General features: G+C 64.8%; 14 protein-coding genes and 2 tRNA genes. 9 read left to right on the forward strand and 7 right to left on the reverse strand.

The genetic code is table 11. The features are described 5' to 3' along the window. Positions 1–92 precede the first annotated feature (92 nt). The 6 genes from DA1_RS13300 (at position 93) to DA1_RS13325 (ending at position 2,856) form a co-directional block, all read left to right on the forward strand. Positions 93–167 (forward strand) — tRNA-Val (locus DA1_RS13300). Positions 168–205: 38 nt separating this feature from the next. Continuing rightward, positions 206–280: transfer RNA gene (locus DA1_RS13305), tRNA-Val, on the forward strand. Positions 281–439: 159 nt separating this feature from the next. Then, the gene (locus DA1_RS13310; RefSeq protein WP_034394210.1) at positions 440–1,540 is read left to right on the forward strand and encodes an NAD(P)/FAD-dependent oxidoreductase; all 1,101 of its coding nucleotides are present in this window, start codon (positions 440–442) and stop codon (positions 1,538–1,540) included. Positions 1,541–1,742: 202 nt separating this feature from the next. Beyond that, positions 1,743–2,054, forward strand: a complete 312-nt coding sequence (locus DA1_RS13315; protein WP_012205816.1) for a DUF883 domain-containing protein — start codon at positions 1,743–1,745, stop codon at positions 2,052–2,054. Between the two features lie 8 nt (positions 2,055–2,062). Continuing rightward, a complete protein-coding gene (locus DA1_RS13320) occupies positions 2,063–2,482 on the forward strand; it encodes a phage holin family protein (RefSeq protein ID WP_012205815.1) in 420 nt (139 codons plus the stop codon). A 2-nt stretch (positions 2,483–2,484) separates the two neighbouring features. Next, positions 2,485–2,856 carry a hypothetical protein gene (locus DA1_RS13325; protein ID WP_012205814.1) on the forward strand — a complete coding sequence of 124 codons (372 nt, stop codon included), beginning with the start codon at positions 2,485–2,487 and terminating at the stop codon, positions 2,854–2,856. 147 nt (positions 2,857–3,003) lie between these two features. Here DA1_RS13325 and DA1_RS13330 read toward each other — a convergent pair whose 3' ends face one another. After that, positions 3,004–4,050, reverse strand: a complete 1,047-nt coding sequence (locus DA1_RS13330) for a quinone-dependent dihydroorotate dehydrogenase (protein ID WP_013802216.1) — start codon at positions 4,048–4,050, stop codon at positions 3,004–3,006. A gap of 34 nt (positions 4,051–4,084) precedes the next feature. Between DA1_RS13330 and rpiA the strand changes: the two genes are divergently transcribed. After that, positions 4,085–4,777 carry a ribose-5-phosphate isomerase RpiA gene (gene rpiA / locus DA1_RS13335; RefSeq protein WP_034394207.1) on the forward strand — a complete coding sequence of 231 codons (693 nt, stop codon included), beginning with the start codon at positions 4,085–4,087 and terminating at the stop codon, positions 4,775–4,777. A gap of 21 nt (positions 4,778–4,798) precedes the next feature. Here rpiA and DA1_RS13340 read toward each other — a convergent pair whose 3' ends face one another. The 6 genes from DA1_RS13340 to DA1_RS13365 all read right to left on the reverse strand — a co-directional run bounded on the left by DA1_RS13340 (position 4,799) and on the right by DA1_RS13365 (position 12,392). After that, the gene (locus DA1_RS13340; protein ID WP_230590974.1) at positions 4,799–5,173 is read right to left on the reverse strand and encodes a hypothetical protein; all 375 of its coding nucleotides are present in this window, start codon (positions 5,171–5,173) and stop codon (positions 4,799–4,801) included. Between the two features lie 39 nt (positions 5,174–5,212). Continuing rightward, complete coding sequence (locus DA1_RS13345; protein WP_034394201.1) at positions 5,213–5,902, reverse strand: glutaredoxin family protein; 690 nt, start codon at positions 5,900–5,902, stop codon at positions 5,213–5,215. A gap of 207 nt (positions 5,903–6,109) precedes the next feature. Then, positions 6,110–8,158, reverse strand: a complete 2,049-nt coding sequence (locus DA1_RS13350) for a M3 family metallopeptidase (protein ID WP_034394199.1) — start codon at positions 8,156–8,158, stop codon at positions 6,110–6,112. 75 nt (positions 8,159–8,233) lie between these two features. After that, complete coding sequence (gene folD, locus DA1_RS13355; RefSeq protein WP_034394197.1) at positions 8,234–9,088, reverse strand: bifunctional methylenetetrahydrofolate dehydrogenase/methenyltetrahydrofolate cyclohydrolase FolD; 855 nt, start codon at positions 9,086–9,088, stop codon at positions 8,234–8,236. A gap of 83 nt (positions 9,089–9,171) precedes the next feature. Continuing rightward, positions 9,172–9,822 carry a response regulator transcription factor gene (locus DA1_RS13360; protein ID WP_034394194.1) on the reverse strand — a complete coding sequence of 217 codons (651 nt, stop codon included), beginning with the start codon at positions 9,820–9,822 and terminating at the stop codon, positions 9,172–9,174. Then, entirely contained in the window at positions 9,819–12,392 is a 2,574-nt protein-coding gene (locus tag DA1_RS13365) for a PAS domain-containing sensor histidine kinase (RefSeq protein ID WP_012205806.1), read from the reverse strand. The genes DA1_RS13360 and DA1_RS13365 overlap by 4 nt, the downstream gene beginning before the upstream one ends. Before the next feature lie 320 nt (positions 12,393–12,712). Here DA1_RS13365 and aceE point away from each other — a divergent pair, with 320 nt between their 5' ends. Then, entirely contained in the window at positions 12,713–15,430 is a 2,718-nt protein-coding gene (gene aceE / locus DA1_RS13370) for a pyruvate dehydrogenase (acetyl-transferring), homodimeric type (protein ID WP_013802222.1), read from the forward strand. A 19-nt stretch (positions 15,431–15,449) separates the two neighbouring features. Beyond that, positions 15,450–17,162 (forward strand): dihydrolipoyllysine-residue acetyltransferase, encoded by a 1,713-nt coding sequence (gene aceF, locus DA1_RS13375; RefSeq protein WP_034394191.1) that lies wholly within the window; start codon positions 15,450–15,452, stop codon positions 17,160–17,162. Positions 17,163–17,176: the final 14 nt, after the last annotated feature.

A 17,176-nucleotide genomic window follows, 5' to 3' on the forward strand; every position in this document is an offset into this window, starting at 1 on the left:
GAGCACTGCCTTCACACGGCAGGGGTCACATGTTCGATCCATGTATCACCCACCATTTTTTCCAAAGAGGTTGGCCTAGCAGCCAGCTTCGCGGGTGATTAGCTCAGCGGTAGAGCACTGCCTTCACACGGCAGGGGTCACATGTTCGATCCATGTATCACCCACCAGTTTTTTCCAAAGAAGTTGGCCTTGCAGCCGGCTTCGCGGGTGATTAGCTCAGCGGTAGAGCACTGCCTTCACACGGCAGGGGTCACATGTTCGATCCATGTATCACCCACCAATCAAGCCCTCCTGAAATCTGTTCAGGAGGGCTTTTTCATTTCCGCTCGGTGCATGGTTTTCAGGCCCTGGAAATTCCAATGTGTCCAGATGATCTGTGGCGCATTCGTGTCTGACGCCGTCTGATAATCGGCTGCTGGACGGCGAAAGGGCAGACAAGATGAGCGAACAGGTCGATTGCGTGGTGGTGGGGGCGGGCGTGGTGGGGCTGGCGGTGGCCAGGGCGCTGGCGTTGCAGGGCAGGGAGGTCATGGTGCTGGAGGCGGCTGAAGCCATTGGCACGGGCACCAGCTCGCGCAACAGCGAGGTCATCCATGCCGGCATCTATTATCCCGAAGGTTCGTTGAAAGCCCGTTTGTGCGTCGAAGGCCGGCAGCGTCTCTACGCCTACTGCGGTGAACGTGGCATTGCCCATCAGCGCTGCGGCAAGCTCATCGTGGCAACGGATGAGGCGCAGCGCGGACAGCTCCAGACCATTGCACGCAAGGCCGAAGCCAATGGCGTCCACGACCTGCGCTGGCTTGAAGGCGCCGAGGCACGTGCCATGGAGCCCGCGCTGCACTGTGCGGCGGCGTTGCACTCCCCCAGCACCGGCATCATCGACAGCCACGCACTGATGCTGGCCCTGCAGGGCGATCTCGAAAACGCAGGCGGCATGGTGGTCTGCCGTGCCGAGGTGCAGGAGGCAGCCATCCGTCCAGGCGGCGTGTGGCTGCACACGGCCGATGGGACGGAACTGATGGCCCGCACCCTGGTCAATGCGGCAGGTCTTTATGCGCCATTGCTGGCGGCCCGTTTGCAGGGGTTTCCGCAGCAGTTTGTTCCGCAGGCCTTCTATGCCAAGGGCAACTATTTCACGCTGTCCGGGCGGGCACCGTTCTCGCGCCTGATCTATCCCGTGCCCGAGGCGGCGGGCCTGGGCGTGCATCTCACGCTGGACATGGGTGGCCAGGCCAAGTTCGGCCCCGATGTGCAGTGGGTCGAGAGCCCAGGTGATCTGCAGGTCGATCCCGTGCGCGCCGACGCCTTCTACGCAGAGATCCGCCGGTATTGGCCGGGTCTGGCCGATGGCGCGCTGGTGCCCGGCTACGCCGGCATCCGCCCCAAGATCAGCGGCCCCGGCGAGGCCGCCGCAGACTTCGTGATTCAGGGGCCTCAGACCCACGGCGTTGCGGGCGTGGTGCAACTGCTGGGCATCGAGTCACCGGGATTGACCAGCTGCCTGGCCATTGGCGCGCACGTGGCGCAATTGCTGGCCTGAGGATCTGCCGGTTCACGACACACGGCCACGGCAGGCCTTGTCTGACAAGGCTCAGGCCCTCTCGCTTCCCGGAAGCCCCGGAACAATTGGATAAGATGCTTGCATGTAACAAGGGCCTTGCCCATGTTGCGTGACAGGTATCGGGCGACATGATTGCCTGCTCCCCGCTGTATTTGTTTTCACCTCAATAGAAAGGCTCATCATGACGAAATCGATCACTGACACCGTCTCCACCGCACAAGCCGATCTTGAAAAACTGGTCGGCGACCTGCGTGGTCTGCTGTCTGCCAAGGAGCTGGATGCCGTGCCGGAAATCCATATGCTGCGCCAGCGTATCGATGATGGCATGTCCAATGTGCGTGAGTCCGCGGTGCGTGCGGCGCAGGAAGCGGCCCGCCAGGCCAAGGATGCCGCCTACGCTGCCGATCGCTACGCCCACGATGAGCCGTGGCGCGTTGCAGGCGCGGCCCTTGCCATGGGCGCCTTGCTGGGCTTCCTGCTGGGTCGTCGCTGATCAACGGCATGCCTGACCAGAAAAGGATGCCTGTGAATTGGATTTCCCTTCTGGGTTTGGATGCCTGGGTGGCGCGCTGGCGCGCTTCCGTGATCGAGCTGGCCATTGCCGCAGAAGACCGCACGGACCTCGCGCGGCTTGAATGGGCCGAGCACAAGCGCAGCATGCAGACGGTGGTCGTGCTGCTGATTGCGCTTGCTGGACTCAGCGTCGTGGTCATGCTCACGCTGTCGGTGGCCTTGCTCGTGCAGTTCTGGGACACCGAGCACCGCGTGCTGGTGGGCTGGCTGGTGGGCGGTGGCTGGCTGGCGGTCTGGGCCATTGCCCTGTGGCAATTGCTGGCTGCCGTGCGCCGCCTGGCCCGCCCCTTCATCCTTACCCGCAACGAGCTGAGCCAGGACTGGCAGGCGCTGAAGAAGAGGCTGTAGCCATGGTCGATGCTTCCAACGCTTCCCCGTCCCGCAACGCTGTCACGCCACCCGCGCCCACGGGGCTCAATGCGGAGCTCTGGGTCACATCCACCGTTGAGCAGCAGCAGGTGATGCAACGCATTGCCCAGCAACGCGAGCGCCTCAAGGCGCGCTCTGCGGCCGTGGCCCAGGCCCGGGCATTGAGCCGCTCTGCCACCCAGGTGCAGCCCGATGCACCGCTGGTGGAACGTGCCATCACCTTTGCGCGCCTGCATCCCGTGGCCGTGGCCGTGGCGGCCGGTGCCGCACTGATGGTGGGCCCGCGCAAGCTGCTGCGATTCGGCACCACCGTCATGCCCCTGATCCTGCGCTGGCAGCAGCGCAGGGGTTGAGGGCCGAGAAGCCTGCTTCTCTCCCAAAGAAAACGCCCGGCATGCCGGGCGTTTTCGCGTTCAGCGTTCAGTGCGCCAGCACTGGCTGTGTCTTGACTCAGCTGCCTTGGCTCGAAACGCCAGGCAGCCACCTGTCTGGCGCGAGCCTCAACGCAGCTGGGCTATGGCGCGTGCGGTCTCGGGCACCAGGGCAGGGCCTCGGTAGATCAGGCCGCTGTAGATCTGGACCACGTCGGCGCCTGCGCGGATTTTGCTGACGGCATCTTCGCCGCTGAGAATGCCGCCCACGCCGATGATGGGGTAGCGACTGCCCAGGGCGGAGCGCAGCTGGCGGATGACCTGGTTGCTGGCCTCCAGCACCGGCGCACCGGACAGGCCGCCCGTTTCCTGCGCGTGGGGCAGGCCCTTGACGGCTTCCCGGCTGATCGTGGTGTTGGTGGCGATCACACCATCCATGCCATGGCGCTGCAGCGTGGCGGCGATGACGCCGACCTGCTCTTCATCCAGGTCGGGTGCGATCTTCACGAACACCGGCACCCGCTTGCCATGCTGCGTGGCCAGCTGCTCGCGGCGCTCGGCAATCGCACCCAGCAGGGCGTCCAGCGCTTCGTCGCTTTGCAGGGCGCGCAGGTTCTTGGTGTTGGGCGAGCTGATGTTCACCGTCACGTAGTCGGCATGCGGGTACACGCCGTCCAGCGCCTTGAGATAGTCGCTGGTGGCATCTTCGATGGGAGTGGTGGCGTTCTTGCCGATGTTCAGCCCCAGCAGCATGGGTTTGCCCTGGGCGCGGGCCTGCGAGCGCTTGACGTTGCTCAGGAAGGCATCCAGGCCTTCGTTGTTGAAGCCCAGGCGGTTGATCAGCGCATTGCGTTCGGGAATGCGGAACATGCGCGGCTTGGGGTTGCCCGGTTGCGGGCGGGGCGTCACGGTGCCCACCTCGACGAAGCCGAAGCCCATGGCGGCCAGCGCGTCGATGCAGCGTGCATTCTTGTCCAGACCCGCTGCCATGCCCACGCGGTTGGGGAACTTGAGGCCGGCCAGTTCGACAGGGTCACTCACCATGGGCTGTGCCCACGCCTGCTGCAGGAGCGTGTTCTGCCCCTTTGCCATCAGGTTCATCGTGAGATCGTGGGCGGATTCGGGGTCCATGCCGAAGAGAAAGGGACGGGTCAGGGCGTAGGGGATCAGAGACATGGGGATAATCAAAGGATTACCTGGATTTTCCCTCATGACGACATCTGCTGCCTCTTTTTCCCAAGATGAACTCAAAGCCCTGGTCGGGCAAGCCGCTCTGGCCTATGTGGTGCCCGGCGAAATCGTCGGCGTTGGCACCGGCTCCACGGTCAACAAGTTCATCGATGCACTGGCCACCATCAAGGACCAGATCCCGGGCGCCGTGTCCAGCTCCGTGGCCAGCACCGAGCGCCTGAAGGCGCTGGGCATCAAGGTGCTGGATGCCAACGAAGTCGCCAGCCTGTCGGTCTACATCGACGGCGCTGACGAGATCGACGGTCGCGGCTACATGGTCAAGGGCGGCGGCGCCGCGCTGACGCGCGAGAAGATCGTCGCTGCGCTGGCCGAGCGCTTTGTCTGCATTGCCGATGCCTCCAAGCGCGTCGAGGTACTCGGAGACTTTCCGCTACCTGTGGAGGTGATTCCCATGGCGGCTGCCCAGATTGCGAACCGCTTCAAGGCTATGGGTGGTCGCGCCGAGATCCGCATGAAGGACGGCGCGCCCCTGGTGACGGACAACGGCCAGCACATTCTTGATGTGCGCGGCCTGAAGATTGCCGAGCCGCTGGCCTTCGAGTCCGAGGTCAACCAGTGGCCCGGCGTGGTGACCGTGGGAGTGTTTGCGCACCAGAAGGCATCGGTCTGCCTGCTGGGCACGCCCGAGGGCGTGCAGACGCTCAACTATTGAGCGAAGGCCCTCCGGCCTCGGCTAGCCGAGGCTTTCGAACGCCACGGCGCCTGTGATCCACGCGAGCAGGGCCAATGCACCCAGGCACAGCGCGCGCAACGAAGCTTGCGCGCGCTGTTTTTTGTAGCGCTGTATGAGCAAGGCGATGGCCGCCAGCCCCGTGTAGAGGGCAAGGAACGCAGCCGTCGCCATGTAGTAGGCCAGACGGTTGAGGCCATTGCCCAGACCTCCGTCATGCATGAACCACAGCGTGATCAGGCAAGGCACAAGCACCAGGCTGCCCAGCCTGAAAGGCTCGCGCCATGAAGGCCTGGCAACCAGGGTCCACGCGATGAGCGCGGGCAGGCCGACAAGCGTGGCAAGCCTTGCCATGGTCCAGACCACATCGGACAGCATGGAATCCACGGCCGGGCTCCTGACTGCGGCAGTGTCTGCCTAGAAACTCAAGCCTGCGGGGTTGTCGCTGGTGCGTGCACCAGGTGCAGGGGCGGGGATGGGGGTGCGTCTATTTCCCTGTTCCTGGGCGGTGGGTGCCGCAGCGGGCGCTGATGCAGCCGGTACGGCAGGCTTGGGTGTGGTCAGGGGCTGCGCTGGTGGCCGCTTGTACTGGGCAGGCAGTTGGGAGCTTGCGGGATAGCCTGCGGCATCCAGGTACTGCGTCCATTCGCTGGAGGAGAAGCCGGTAAGAAATTGCTTGCCGACGGTGGCAAACGGCAGTCCGGTCTGCCCGCTGAGCTTGTTCAGGGCTGCCGCGTCCGCCTCGGTCTGCACCAGACGCTCGGCATAGGGAATGCCTCTGGATTGCAGCAACTGACGCGCGCTATCGCAGGGCGCGCAATCGGACGAGGAGTACAGCGTCACCGGAAAGCGGTCAGCAATCTGGCGCAGCGCATAGGGCAGGCCGGCGTTGCTGTCCGAGGCGCTTGCAACTGCCTGGGCGGCAGGCGCTGCTTGCTGCTGGGCGCTTTGGGCCGGGCGGTCCGAGAAAGTGACTTTTCCATCGGGCCCGACGATACGGTAGACCTGTTGTGCGCTGGCCGGCAGCGCGGCAGCGAGGCAGACGAGGGCGAGGCATGGCATCAGGTGGCGCAGGGCGCCGCGGCCAAGGCTGGGAGAAGACTGCATGGACGATCTCGGTTTCGGAAGAAGGGTTTCGTGCCGGGGGCCACCACTCGTCGGATGGATGCCCGCACAGGAGTGCCTGCAAGCATAGCGTGCCATTCATCCTGGGCCATCTTCTGGAGCCACAGGATGTGGCTGCGCGCATCCGATGGGGTGGCCGGGCCAGGAAAAAGCGCCCCGTCGGGGCGCTGCAGACCTGGGGCCGGGCTCTCAGGCCTGGGCCATGCCCTGGTGGCGCAACAGCGCATCCAGCTGGGGTTCGCGGCCACGGAAGGCCTTGAACGACTCCATGGCCGGGCGGGCCCCCCCGGCCTCCAGAATCGCCTCACGGTAGCGGCGGCCTGTCTCGGGGTTGGGGGTTCCATCGGCCAGCATGGTTTCCTCGAAGGCCGCATAGGCATCTGCCGAGAGGACTTCAGCCCACTTGTAGCTGTAGTAGCCGGCTGCATAGCCACCTGCAAAGATGTGGCTGAAGGTGTGGGCCGAGCGGCTGTAAGGAGTCGACGGCAGCACGGCCACCTCGGCGCGCACGCGGGCCAGCAGCGGCATGATGTCTGCCTTCGGATCGTGCTCGGTATGCAGCAGCATGTCGAACAGCGAGAACTCGATCTGGCGCAGCGTCTGCATGCCCGACTGGAAGTTCTTGGCCGCGATCATCTTGTCGTACAGGGCGCGCGGCAGCGGCTCGCCGCTGTCCACGTGGGCGGTCATGTGCTTGAGCACTTCCCATTCCCAGCAGAAGTTCTCCATGAACTGGCTTGGCAGCTCCACGGCATCCCATTCCACGCCCGCGATGCCCGAGACGTCGCGCTCGTTGACCTGGGTCAGCATGTGGTGCAGGCCGTGGCCGGTTTCATGGAACAGCGTGATCACGTCATCGTGCGTGAGCAGGGCCGGCTTTCCATCGACGCCGGTGGCAAAGTTGCAGACCAGGTGAGCGACCGGCGTCTGCAGCCTGTGGTTGTCAGGGCGCAGCCAGCGGGTACGCACATCGTCCATCCAGGCTCCGCCACGCTTGCCCGATCGCGCCGGCTGGTCCAGGTAGAACTGGCCGACCAGCTCGGGGCCTTGCGGCGTGCTGCGCTCGATGCGGTAGAACTCGACGGCGGGATTCCAGACCGGCGCCGCGTCGCGGCGGATGGCCACGTCGAACAGCGTCTCGACGATCTTGAACAGGCCGGCCAGCACCTTGGGCGCAGGGAAGTACTGTTTGACCTCCTGCTCGCTGAAGGCATAGCGCGCCTCCTTGAGCTTTTCGGAGACATAGGCCCAGTCCCAGGGCTGGGGATCGGCCAGGCCCAGCTCATCGCGTGCGAAGGCGCGCAGGTCGGCGACATCCTTCTCGGCATAGGGGCGGGCCCGGTGCGCGAGATCGCGCAGAAAGTCGATCACCTGCTGTGGTGAATGCGCCATCTTGGGAACCAGCGAAATCTCGCCGAAATTGCGGTAACCCAGCAACTGCGCCTCTTCCTTGCGCAGGGCCAGGATCTCCGAGATGTTGGCCGTGTTGTCGAAGCGGATGGCATCGCCCTCGGCCTGGTCGGAGGCGCGTGTCACATAGGCGCGGTAGAGCTTCTCGCGCAGCGCACTGCTGGCCGCGAACTGCATTACGGGCAGATAGCAGGGCATCTTCAGCGTGAGCTTGAAGCCTTGCTTGCCTTCGGCTTCAGCGGCGGAGCGGGCTGCCTGGCGCACATCCTGAGGCACGCCGTCCAGCTCCTCGGCTGTGGCGTAGTAGGCGAATGCATCGGTAGCGTCGAGCGCGTTCTCGCTGAACTTCTGCGTCAGTTCGGCCGAGCGTTCCTGGATCTTGGCAAAGCGCAGCTTGTCCTCGCCCCGCAGCTCGGCGCCGGAGAGCACGAAGTTGCGCATGGCATGGTCCCAGGCCGCACGCTGCTCGACATTGAGCGTGGCGGGGTCAATGGCCTTGTACTTGGCGTACAGGCGCTCGTCGGCACCCAGGCGCGTCCAGAATTCGGTGACCTTGGGCAGGGACTCGTTGTAGGCGGCGCGCAGCTCGGGCGTATCGGCCACGCTGTTGAGGTGGCTGACGGCGCCCCAGGCCGTTCCCAGCTTCTCGGTGGCGACATCGAGCACGGCCGAGATCGAATCCCAGCGCGCCGGAAAGTCGGGTGCCGTGACGGTCTCCAGGGCCTCTGCGGCCCCGGTCAGCAGGATATCGATGGCCGGGCCGACATCGGCAGGGCGTATGCGATCGAACAGGGGCAGGTCGGAGGATTCGAGGAGGGGATTGCTCATGCGTGTCAGATGCCGTCGGGTGCATTGAAATCAAGCGGCTCCCCGGGGAGCCGCCCGATGCTTGTCAGCTCCTGGTCAGCCGGCGGCGCGCTCGGCCGCCTCCATGGTGTTGACCAGCAGCATGGTAATCGTCATGGGGCCGACACCGCCGGGTACGGGCGTGATGAAGCCGGCCACTTCCTTGACGCCGTCAAAGTCCACGTCGCCGCAGAGCTTGCCTTCGTCGTTGCGATTCATGCCCACGTCGATGACCACGGCACCGGGCTTGCACATGTCGGCCGTCAGCACGTTGCGCTTGCCCACGGCGGCGACCACGATGTCGGCCTGGCGCGTCATGGCGGCGAGATCGGCCGTGCCGCTGTGGCAGATGGTGACGGTGGCATTGGCGGCCAGCAGCATCATGGCCATGGGCTTGCCGACGATGTTGGAGCGGCCGATGACCACGGCGTGCTTGCCGCGCAGGTCCTTCATGCCGATGGATTCCAGCATCTTCATGCAGCCGTAGGGAGTGCAGGCCTTGAAGCCGACTTCACCCACCATCAGCGCGCCCGCGCTGGCCACGTGAAAGCCGTCCACGTCCTTGAGCGGCGAAATGGTCTCGATGACCTTGTGGTCGTCGATGTGTGCGGGCAGCGGCAGCTGGACCAGGATGCCGTGGATGCTGGGGTCGTTGTTCAGCGCCTCGACGCGGGCCAGCAGTTCGGCCTCGGTCATCGAGGCATCGTACTTCTCCAGCACCGAATGAAAGCCCGCGTCCTCGCAGGCCTTGACCTTGTTGCGCACATAGACCTGGGAGGCAGGGTTGTCGCCGACCAAAACCACGGCCAGGCCGGGCATGGTGCCGCGGGCCTTCAGGGCGGTGGCGCGCTGGGCGACTTCGGCACGCAGTTGGCGGGAGAGGGCGTTGCCGTCGATGAGTTGGGCTGTCATTGCAGTGAATACCAATAAAAATGCTGCTAGGGCTTGTTGATCAAGCGCTAGCAGCTCTTTGAAAAAAGCGGTGGTGTCTGGGCTTATCCGGCGACGGCTGCCTTGGCCGCTGCAGCGGTCTGGCCCTGGCCCAGGGCGATCTTGAGCAGATCGGCCACGGTGTTGGCGTTGAGCTTTTCCATGATGTTGGCGCGGTGCGCCTCCACCGTCTTGATGCTGATGCCAAGATCGTCGGCGATCTGCTTGTTCAGCCGGCCGGCGACGATGCGCTCCAGCACCTGGGCTTCACGGCTGGTCAGCTTGGCCAGCAGCGCGTCGCGGCTGGCGGCCTGCTGGTGGCCGGCAAAGGCTTCGCGGGCATGGTCCAGCATGCGCTCGACCAGGTTCAGCAGGTCCTCTTCGTTGAACGGCTTCTGGATGAAGTCCAGTGCGCCCTTCTTCATGGTGTTCACCGCCATGGGCACGTCGCCATGGCCGGTGATGAAGACGATGGGCAGGGGGGACTTGCGTTCAATCAGGCGGTCCTGCAGTTCCAGGCCCGTCATGCCGCCCATGCGGATGTCGACGATGAGGCAGGCGATCTCGCGTGGGTCGTAGCGCGAGAGGAAGGTCTCGGCCGAGTCGAAGCAGCGCACACGATAGTCCTTGCCCTCCAACAACCATTGCAACGAATCACGAACCGCTTCGTCGTCATCAACTACGTACACAGTGCCTTTTTTCGGGATCAAGCTCATGCAATCGTCCTTGTTGTGGGTTCAATGGTCGCTGCCGGCGTTGTCGCGTCGCCCGGCGGGGCCAGCGGCAGCCAGAATGAAAACCGGCAGCCGACAACCTCGGAACCATTGTAGAGGTTCTCGGCACGCATCCGGCCCTGGTGGGACTCGACAATGCTGCGGCACAGATTCAGCCCCATGCCCATGCCTTCGCTCTTGGTGGTGAAGAAGGCCTCGAAGAGGCGTTCCAGCACCTCGGGCGGCAGGCCCTTGCCGGTGTCCTGCACGTTGAATTCGATGACGCGCTGGTCCTCGATGGTGCGCGGTACCACGCGCAGCTCCACATTGCGCTGGTGGCTGGGGCGGCCCGACTGCTCGATGGATTCGGCGCCGTTCTTCATGAGGTTGACCAGCACCTGCTCGATGAGGATGGTGTCGGCCATGATGGCCGGCATGCGCTCGGCCACGTGGTAGGTCAGCTGCACATTGCGGCGGCGCAGCTCGATCCCGGCCAGCTCCACGGCCTCGCTGACCATGTCGGTGACCTGGGCCAGGGTGCGGTTGGGCTCGCTGCGCTTGACGAAGGAGCGTATGCGCAAAATGATCTGCCCCGCGCGCTGCGCCTGGTGGGCGGTTTTCTCCAGCGCGAACTTCATCTGCTCTTCGGTCAGCGTGCCCTTTTCGAGCCGGGTGAGCATGCCGCTGCAGTAGTTGCTGATGGCGGTCAGCGGCTGGTTGAGCTCATGGGCGACGCTGGAGGCCATCTCGCCCATGGTGATCAGGCGGCTGACGGACTGGGCGTGCTCGGCCTGGCGATCGGCCTGCTCCTCGGCCAGGCGGCGCGGCGTGATGTCGGTGGCGATCACCATTTGGGCCAGGCGGCCGTCCACCCAGCTCAGGTAGCGCGATCGCACTTCCAGCCACTTGCCCAGTTCCGGCAGGTAGATCTCGGCGTTTTCGCTGCGTGCGCTGGTCAGCGAGTCGGTGGGCAGGCCCATGAGGCCATCCTCGTCGTCCATGCCTTGCGGCTGCGAGCGCACGGGCAGCACGCCGGCCTGGGCGACGAGCTGCAGGTGGCCGTCGGTCTGCGAGCCGAACCACTGCCGGTACAGCTTGTTGGCGAACAGCAGCTCGGCGCTGCCCAGCGGGGCGACGGACACCGAGGCGTCCAGCGCCTCCAGCACGATGGTGAAGCGCTCGTAGGAGGCGGACAGTTGCTCGCGGATGCGGTTGGGCTCGGTGATGTCGGTCATGGACGACATCCAGCCCGTGTGCTGGCCATGGGCGTCGATCAGCGGCGAGACATACAGGCGCGCATCGAACTGCGTGCCGTTCTTGCGCTGCACGCGCACCTGAAAGCCCCCGACGATGGTCTTGCCCGAAAGCTCTTCGCGCAGCTTGGAGTGCAGGTTGTCGTAGTCGTTGTCGGGCCAGTAGGAGTAGGGCGGCATCTGGCCGACCAGCTCTGATTCGCTCCAGCCCGTCATCTGGCAGAAGGCGGCATTCACATAGGTGATGCGGCCTTGCAGGTCCAGCGCGCGCATGCCGGTGAGCACGGAGTTTTCCATGGCGCGGCGGAAGTTTGTCTCTGCGACCAGGGCCTCCTGGGCGCGCTGGCGGCGGCGCGTGTGGCGCCAGGTGGCCAGCAGCAGCCAGGCCGTCATCGCACTGAGCGTACCCACCAGCCAGAACAGGCCGCTGCCGACCACGCCCAGCGAGGTGCGATAGGCCTGGGCACGCAGCACCAGGCTGTTGCCAACGGGAGCGACGGGGGCCTCGTCCTCGTTGGCAACGGTGCGCCAGCGCAGCAGTTCGGTGGCGGTCTGCTTGCGCGGCGTCAGCGGCGTGCCTGCCAGCACCTGGCCCCGGCTGTCGAGCATGGTCATGGCGTAGCGGGCCATGATTTCGGTGGGCGTTCCATAGCGCAGCAGGCTGTCGATGGAGTACTCGCCCAGCAGCTCGCCGATGTAGCGGCCGTCCTGTGCCAGCGGCACATGCAGTTGCAGCAGCGGCGCGGCTTCCCCCTTGTGGGCCAGTCCCTGCACGTAGATGGGTTGCTGCATCTCGCGCGCGAGCTGGTAGGCCTCCAGCGCGTCTCCGGCGCGCAGCACTTCACGCGGGATGCGCAGCTGCTCGCTGCTCACGGTGGGGGCGGACTGGCTGGCCAGGATGCGCCGCTGTGCATCGATCCAGGTGATGGACTGCAGTTCCGGGTACTGGCTGATGAGTGCTTCGGCGCGGCTGGCGAAGTCGGACTCGCCCAAGTCGTGGTTGCCGATGTCGCGCGCCATGCGCATCAGTTGCTCCTGGCGCTCGAGCAGGCGCAGGCGCACGCGTTGCTGGGCATATTCCACGTCGCGGTGCAGCGCTTCCTTCTCGCGGTCTATCTCCTCCATGCGCAGGTACCAGAAGGAGGCCACGATGGCCGCCATGAACATCAGTACGGCCGCGAGGGGGGCGAGCGCCGCGAAGCGGTCCTGGCGCGTGGGAGAAAGACTGCGCCACCAGCTGCGCCACCAGCGCACTGGCGCGGCCACGCCTGCCATGGGGGCAGGGCTGTGCGTGCCGTGCTCGGAAGGGGAGGATTGCATGCGCCCAGTGTAGGGGAGAGTCTGACTGTTTTTAAGGAGTATTGGAGTCGCCGCCGAGGCGCTTCGGCGACGTTCTTTGGGGTCTTCACTGTATGTGCGTTTGCAGCAAAATTTCAAATTATGAAATCAAAAAGCACCATTTGAAATTCGAAAAAAGTATGCGACACTCGCCGAGCATTGAGGCAGTGAATCGGTATTTTCAAGTTCGCCAGACAGGGTCTGTGCCGCGCAAGGCGTGGTGAACTACCCGCCTGCGTTGGCGCGCTGCGCCGCTCACTGGTTCGACCCCAAGACGCTACCTTCTGCAAGGAGACATTCCCATGACAGCTCAGACTGACCCGCAAGGCAATGCAGGCGTTCCCGCCGGCCTGGACCAACAAGAATCGCGCGAATGGATGGACGCCCTGTCGGCCGTCATCGACCGTGAAGGCGCCGAATACGCGCACAAGCTGATCGAGGACCTGCTCGAACACGCACGCCAGAACAGCGTGGACATGCCTTTCTCGGCCAACACCGGCTATGTGAACACCATCGAGACCTCGCAGGAAGCCCGCTGTCCCGGCAACCTGGAAATCGAAGGCCGTCTGCGCGCCTACATGCGCTGGAATGCCATGGCCATGGTGGTCAAGGCCAACCGCCTGCACCCGCCCGAAGGCGGTGACCTGGGCGGCCACATCGGCTCCTTCGCTTCGCTGGCCAACATGTTCGCGGCCGGCTTCAACCATTTCTGGCACGCCGAAAACGAGAACCACGGCGGCGACTGCCTGTACATCCAGGGCCACGTCTCGCCCGGCATCTATGCCCGCGCCTACCTGGAAGGCCGCATTTCCGAAGAGCAGCTGCTGAACTTCCGCCAGGAAGTGGACGGCAAGGGCCTGTCCAGCTACCCGCACCCCAAGCTGATGCCCGAGTTCTGGCAGTTCCCCACGGTGTCCATGGGCCTGGGCCCGCTGATGGCCATCTACCAGGCGCGCTTCCTCAAGTACCTGCATGCCCGTGGCATTGCCGACACCGAAAGCCGCAAGGTCTGGGTGTTCTGCGGCGACGGCGAAATGGACGAGGTCGAGTCGCTGGGCGCGATCTCGCTGGCCGCGCGCGAAAAGCTGGACAACCTGATCTTCGTGATCAACTGCAACCTGCAGCGCCTGGACGGCCCGGTGCGCGGCAACGGCAAGATCATCCAGGAACTCGAAGGCGAGTTCCGCGGCTCCGGCTGGAACGTCATCAAGCTGCTGTGGGGCAAGGGCTGGGACGAGCTGCTGGCCAAGGACAAGGACGGCGTGCTCAAGAAGATCATGGCCGAGTGCAACGACGGCGACTACCAGTCGTTCAAGGCCAATGACGGCGCCTACGTGCGCAAGAACTTCTTCGGCCGCGACCCGCGCGCGCTGAAGATGGTCGAGCATATGAGCGACGACGAGATCTGGAACCTGCGCCGCGGCGGCCACGATTCGCAGAAGGTCTACGCAGCCTTCCACGCTGCCAATTCGCACAAGGGCCAACCCACCGTGCTGCTGGTCAAGACCGTCAAGGGCTTCGGCATGGGCAAGATCGGTGAAGGCAAGAACACCGTTCACCAGACCAAGAAGCTGGGCGACGAGGACATCAAGGCCTTCCGCGACCGTTTCAACATTCCCATTCCCGACAGCCAGATCGCCGACCTGCCTTTCTACAAGCCGGCCGACGACACTCCGGAAATGCGCTACCTGCACGAGCGCCGCAAGGCCCTGGGCGGCTACCTGCCGCACCGCCGCGTGAAGGCTAGCGAGCAATTCACGGCGCCTGCGCTGGATACCTTCAAGGCCATCCTTGAAGCCACGCCCGAAGGCCGTGAGATCTCGACCACCCAGGCCTATGTGCGCTTCCTCACGCAGCTGCTGCGCGACAAGGAAATCGGCCCGCGCGTCGTGCCCATCCTGGTGGACGAGGCCCGTACCTTCGGCATGGAAGGCCTGTTCCGCCAGATCGGCATCTACAACCCCGCTGGACAGCAGTACACCCCGGTCGACAAGGACCAGGTGATGTACTACCGCGAGGACAAGGCCGGCCAGATCCTGCAGGAAGGCATCAACGAAGCCGGCGGCATGAGCAGCTGGATCGCGGCAGCCACGAGCTACAGCACGAGCAACCGGATCATGATCCCGTTCTACGTGTACTACTCGATGTTTGGCTTCCAGCGCATCGGTGACCTGGCCTGGGCGGCCGGCGACATGCAGGCGCGCGGCTTCCTGCTGGGCGGCACTTCGGGCCGCACCACGCTGAACGGCGAAGGCCTGCAGCACGAAGACGGCCACAGCCACATCCTGGCCAACACCATTCCCAACTGCGTGAGCTACGACCCGACCTTCGCCCACGAAGTCGCCGTGATCATGCAGGACGGCCTGCGCCGCATGGTGCAGAACCAGGAAAACGTCTTCTACTACATCACGCTGCTCAACGAGAACTACGCCATGCCCGGCCTCACGCCCGGCACCGAGCAGCAGATCATCAAGGGCATGTACCTGTGCAAGCCCGGCCAGAAGGTGCCGGAAAGCGGCCTGCGCGTGCAACTGCTGGGTTCGGGCACCATCCTGCGCGAATCCTTCTTCGCCCAGGAACTGCTGCTGGCCGACTGGGGCATTGCCGCCGACGTGTGGAGCTGCCCGAGCTTCAACGAGCTCACCCGCGACGGCCAGGACGCCGACCGCTGGAACCTGCTGCATCCGCTGGACACCCAGAAGGTGCCCTTCGTCACGCAGCAGCTGCAGTCGCACAATGGCCCGGTGATCGCATCCACCGACTACATGAAGGCCTACGCCGAGCAGATCCGCCCCTACATGCCCAAGGGCCGCACCTACAAGGTGCTGGGCACCGACGGCTTCGGCCGCTCGGACTTCCGCCGCAAGCTGCGCGAGCACTTCGAAGTGGATCGCCACTACATCGTGGTTGCCGCACTGCGCGCGCTGGCCGAAGAAGGCAAGATCAACGCCACCACCGTGGCCGAAGCGATCGCCAAGTACGGCATCAAGGCCGACAAGATCAACCCGCTGCACGCTTGAGTAAGAACGGGAGACACATATGGCATTGGTAGAAATTCAAGTCCCCGATATCGGTGATTTCGACGAAGTTGCTGTGATCGAAGTGCTGGTCAAGGCCGGCGATCAGATCAAGGCCGAGCAATCGCTGATCACAGTGGAGTCCGACAAGGCCTCCATGGAGATCCCCTCCAGCCACGCTGGCGTGCTCAAGGAGCTGCGCGTCAACATGGGCGACAAGGTCAAGCAGGGCAGCATCATTGCCGTGGTCGAGTCGGCGGAAGCCGCTGCCCCGGCACCTGCAGCCGCCGCACCGGCCCCCGCCGCTGCAGCCCCAGCCCCGGTGGCTGCGCCTGCACCGGCCGCTGCTCCCGCTGCCGCGCCTGCGGCCTCGGGCGCCGCCACGCAGATCGACATCAAGATTCCCGACATTGGCGACTTCAAGGACGTGGCCGTGATCGAGATGCTGGTCAAGGTTGGTGACAGCGTGACGGCCGAGCAATCGCTGTTCACCGTCGAATCCGACAAGGCCTCGATGGAAATCCCGTCGCCAGCGGCCGGCACCATCACGGCGCTGACGCTCAAGATCGGTGACACGGTCAACGTGGGCGACGTGGTCGGCCAGATGAGCGTGCAGGGCGCTGCCGCGCCTGCAGCCCAGGCTGCGGCCCCGGCACCTGCTGCTGCAGCCCCTGCACCGGCAACTGCTGCCCCTGCACCGGCAACTGCTGCCCCGGCCGCTGCAGCTCCGGTGGCTGCCGCTGCAGCATCGGCTCCCGCCGCTGCGCCTGCGCACAACCCCACCGTGGCGCCCACGGGCAAGCTGCCCCATGCATCGCCCTCGGTACGCAAGTTCGCCCGCGAGCTGGGTGTGCCGCTGGACGAGGTCAAGGGCTCGGGCAACAAGGGCCGCATCACGGCCGACGACATCCAGGCTTTCACCAAGTCCGTCATGGCGGGTGCCGTACAGACCAAGGCCCAGGCCGCGACCGCTCCCAAGGGTGGCTCCGGCGGCGGCGCAGGTCTGGACCTGCTGCCCTGGCCCAAGGTGGACTTCGCCAAGTTCGGCCCGGTCGAGCGCAAGGACCTGTCGCGCATCAAGAAGATCAGCGGCGCCAACCTGTCGCGCAACTGGGTCATGATCCCGCACGTCACCAACAATGACGAGGCCGACATCACCGACCTGGAAGCCTTCCGTGTCTCCACCAACAAGGAGAACGAGAAGAGCGGCGTCAAGGTGACCATGCTGGCCTTCGTGATCAAGGCGGTGGTTGCGGCGCTCAAGAAGTTCCCCGAGTTCAATGCCTCGCTGGACGGCGACACCCTGGTCTACAAGCAGTACTTCCACGTTGGCTTTGCGGCCGACACGCCCAACGGCCTGGTGGTCCCCGTGCTGCGCGATGCCGACAAGAAGGGCATCCTGCAGATCAGTCAGGAAATGGGCGAGCTGGCCAAGAAGGCCCGCGACGGCAAGCTCGGCGCTGCCGACATGCAGGGCGGCTGCTTCTCGATCTCGTCGCTGGGCGGCATCGGTGGCACGAACTTCACCCCCATCATCAACGCCCCTGAAGTGGCCATCCTCGGCTTGTCCAAGGGCCAGATGAAGCCGGTGTGGGATGGCAAGCAATTCGTGCCGCGCCTGACGCTGCCGCTGTCGCTGTCCTATGACCACCGCGTCATCGACGGTGCCTCGGCCGCGCGCTTCAATGCCTTCCTGGGCCAAGTGCTGGCGGACTACCGCCGCATCCTGCTGTAAACGGAGGCCCGACA

The sequence above is a fragment of the Delftia acidovorans NBRC 14950 genome (assembly GCF_001598795.1).
Lineage (GTDB): Bacteria > Pseudomonadota > Gammaproteobacteria > Burkholderiales > Burkholderiaceae_C > Comamonas > Comamonas acidovorans.

What these genes read in the sequence shown, in the direction of transcription:
- DA1_RS13360 (WP_034394194.1), bottom strand. Translation starts at nt 9,822, where the DNA reads ATGAGCTTGATCCCGAAAAAAGGCACTGTGTACGTAGTTGATGACGAC.
- aceF (WP_034394191.1), top strand. Translation starts at nt 15,450, where the DNA reads ATGGCATTGGTAGAAATTCAAGTCCCCGATATCGGTGATTTCGACGAA.
- DA1_RS13320 (WP_012205815.1), top strand. Translation starts at nt 2,063, where the DNA reads ATGCCTGACCAGAAAAGGATGCCTGTGAATTGGATTTCCCTTCTGGGT.
- DA1_RS13345 (WP_034394201.1), bottom strand. Translation starts at nt 5,902, where the DNA reads ATGCAGTCTTCTCCCAGCCTTGGCCGCGGCGCCCTGCGCCACCTGATG.
- DA1_RS13350 (WP_034394199.1), bottom strand. Translation starts at nt 8,158, where the DNA reads ATGAGCAATCCCCTCCTCGAATCCTCCGACCTGCCCCTGTTCGATCGC.
- folD (WP_034394197.1), bottom strand. Translation starts at nt 9,088, where the DNA reads ATGACAGCCCAACTCATCGACGGCAACGCCCTCTCCCGCCAACTGCGT.
- DA1_RS13315 (WP_012205816.1), top strand. Translation starts at nt 1,743, where the DNA reads ATGACGAAATCGATCACTGACACCGTCTCCACCGCACAAGCCGATCTT.
- DA1_RS13365 (WP_012205806.1), bottom strand. Translation starts at nt 12,392, where the DNA reads ATGCAATCCTCCCCTTCCGAGCACGGCACGCACAGCCCTGCCCCCATG.
- DA1_RS13325 (WP_012205814.1), top strand. Translation starts at nt 2,485, where the DNA reads ATGGTCGATGCTTCCAACGCTTCCCCGTCCCGCAACGCTGTCACGCCA.
- DA1_RS13340 (WP_230590974.1), bottom strand. Translation starts at nt 5,173, where the DNA reads ATGCTGTCCGATGTGGTCTGGACCATGGCAAGGCTTGCCACGCTTGTC.
- rpiA (WP_034394207.1), top strand. Translation starts at nt 4,085, where the DNA reads ATGACGACATCTGCTGCCTCTTTTTCCCAAGATGAACTCAAAGCCCTG.
- DA1_RS13330 (WP_013802216.1), bottom strand. Translation starts at nt 4,050, where the DNA reads ATGTCTCTGATCCCCTACGCCCTGACCCGTCCCTTTCTCTTCGGCATG.
- aceE (WP_013802222.1), top strand. Translation starts at nt 12,713, where the DNA reads ATGACAGCTCAGACTGACCCGCAAGGCAATGCAGGCGTTCCCGCCGGC.
- DA1_RS13310 (WP_034394210.1), top strand. Translation starts at nt 440, where the DNA reads ATGAGCGAACAGGTCGATTGCGTGGTGGTGGGGGCGGGCGTGGTGGGG.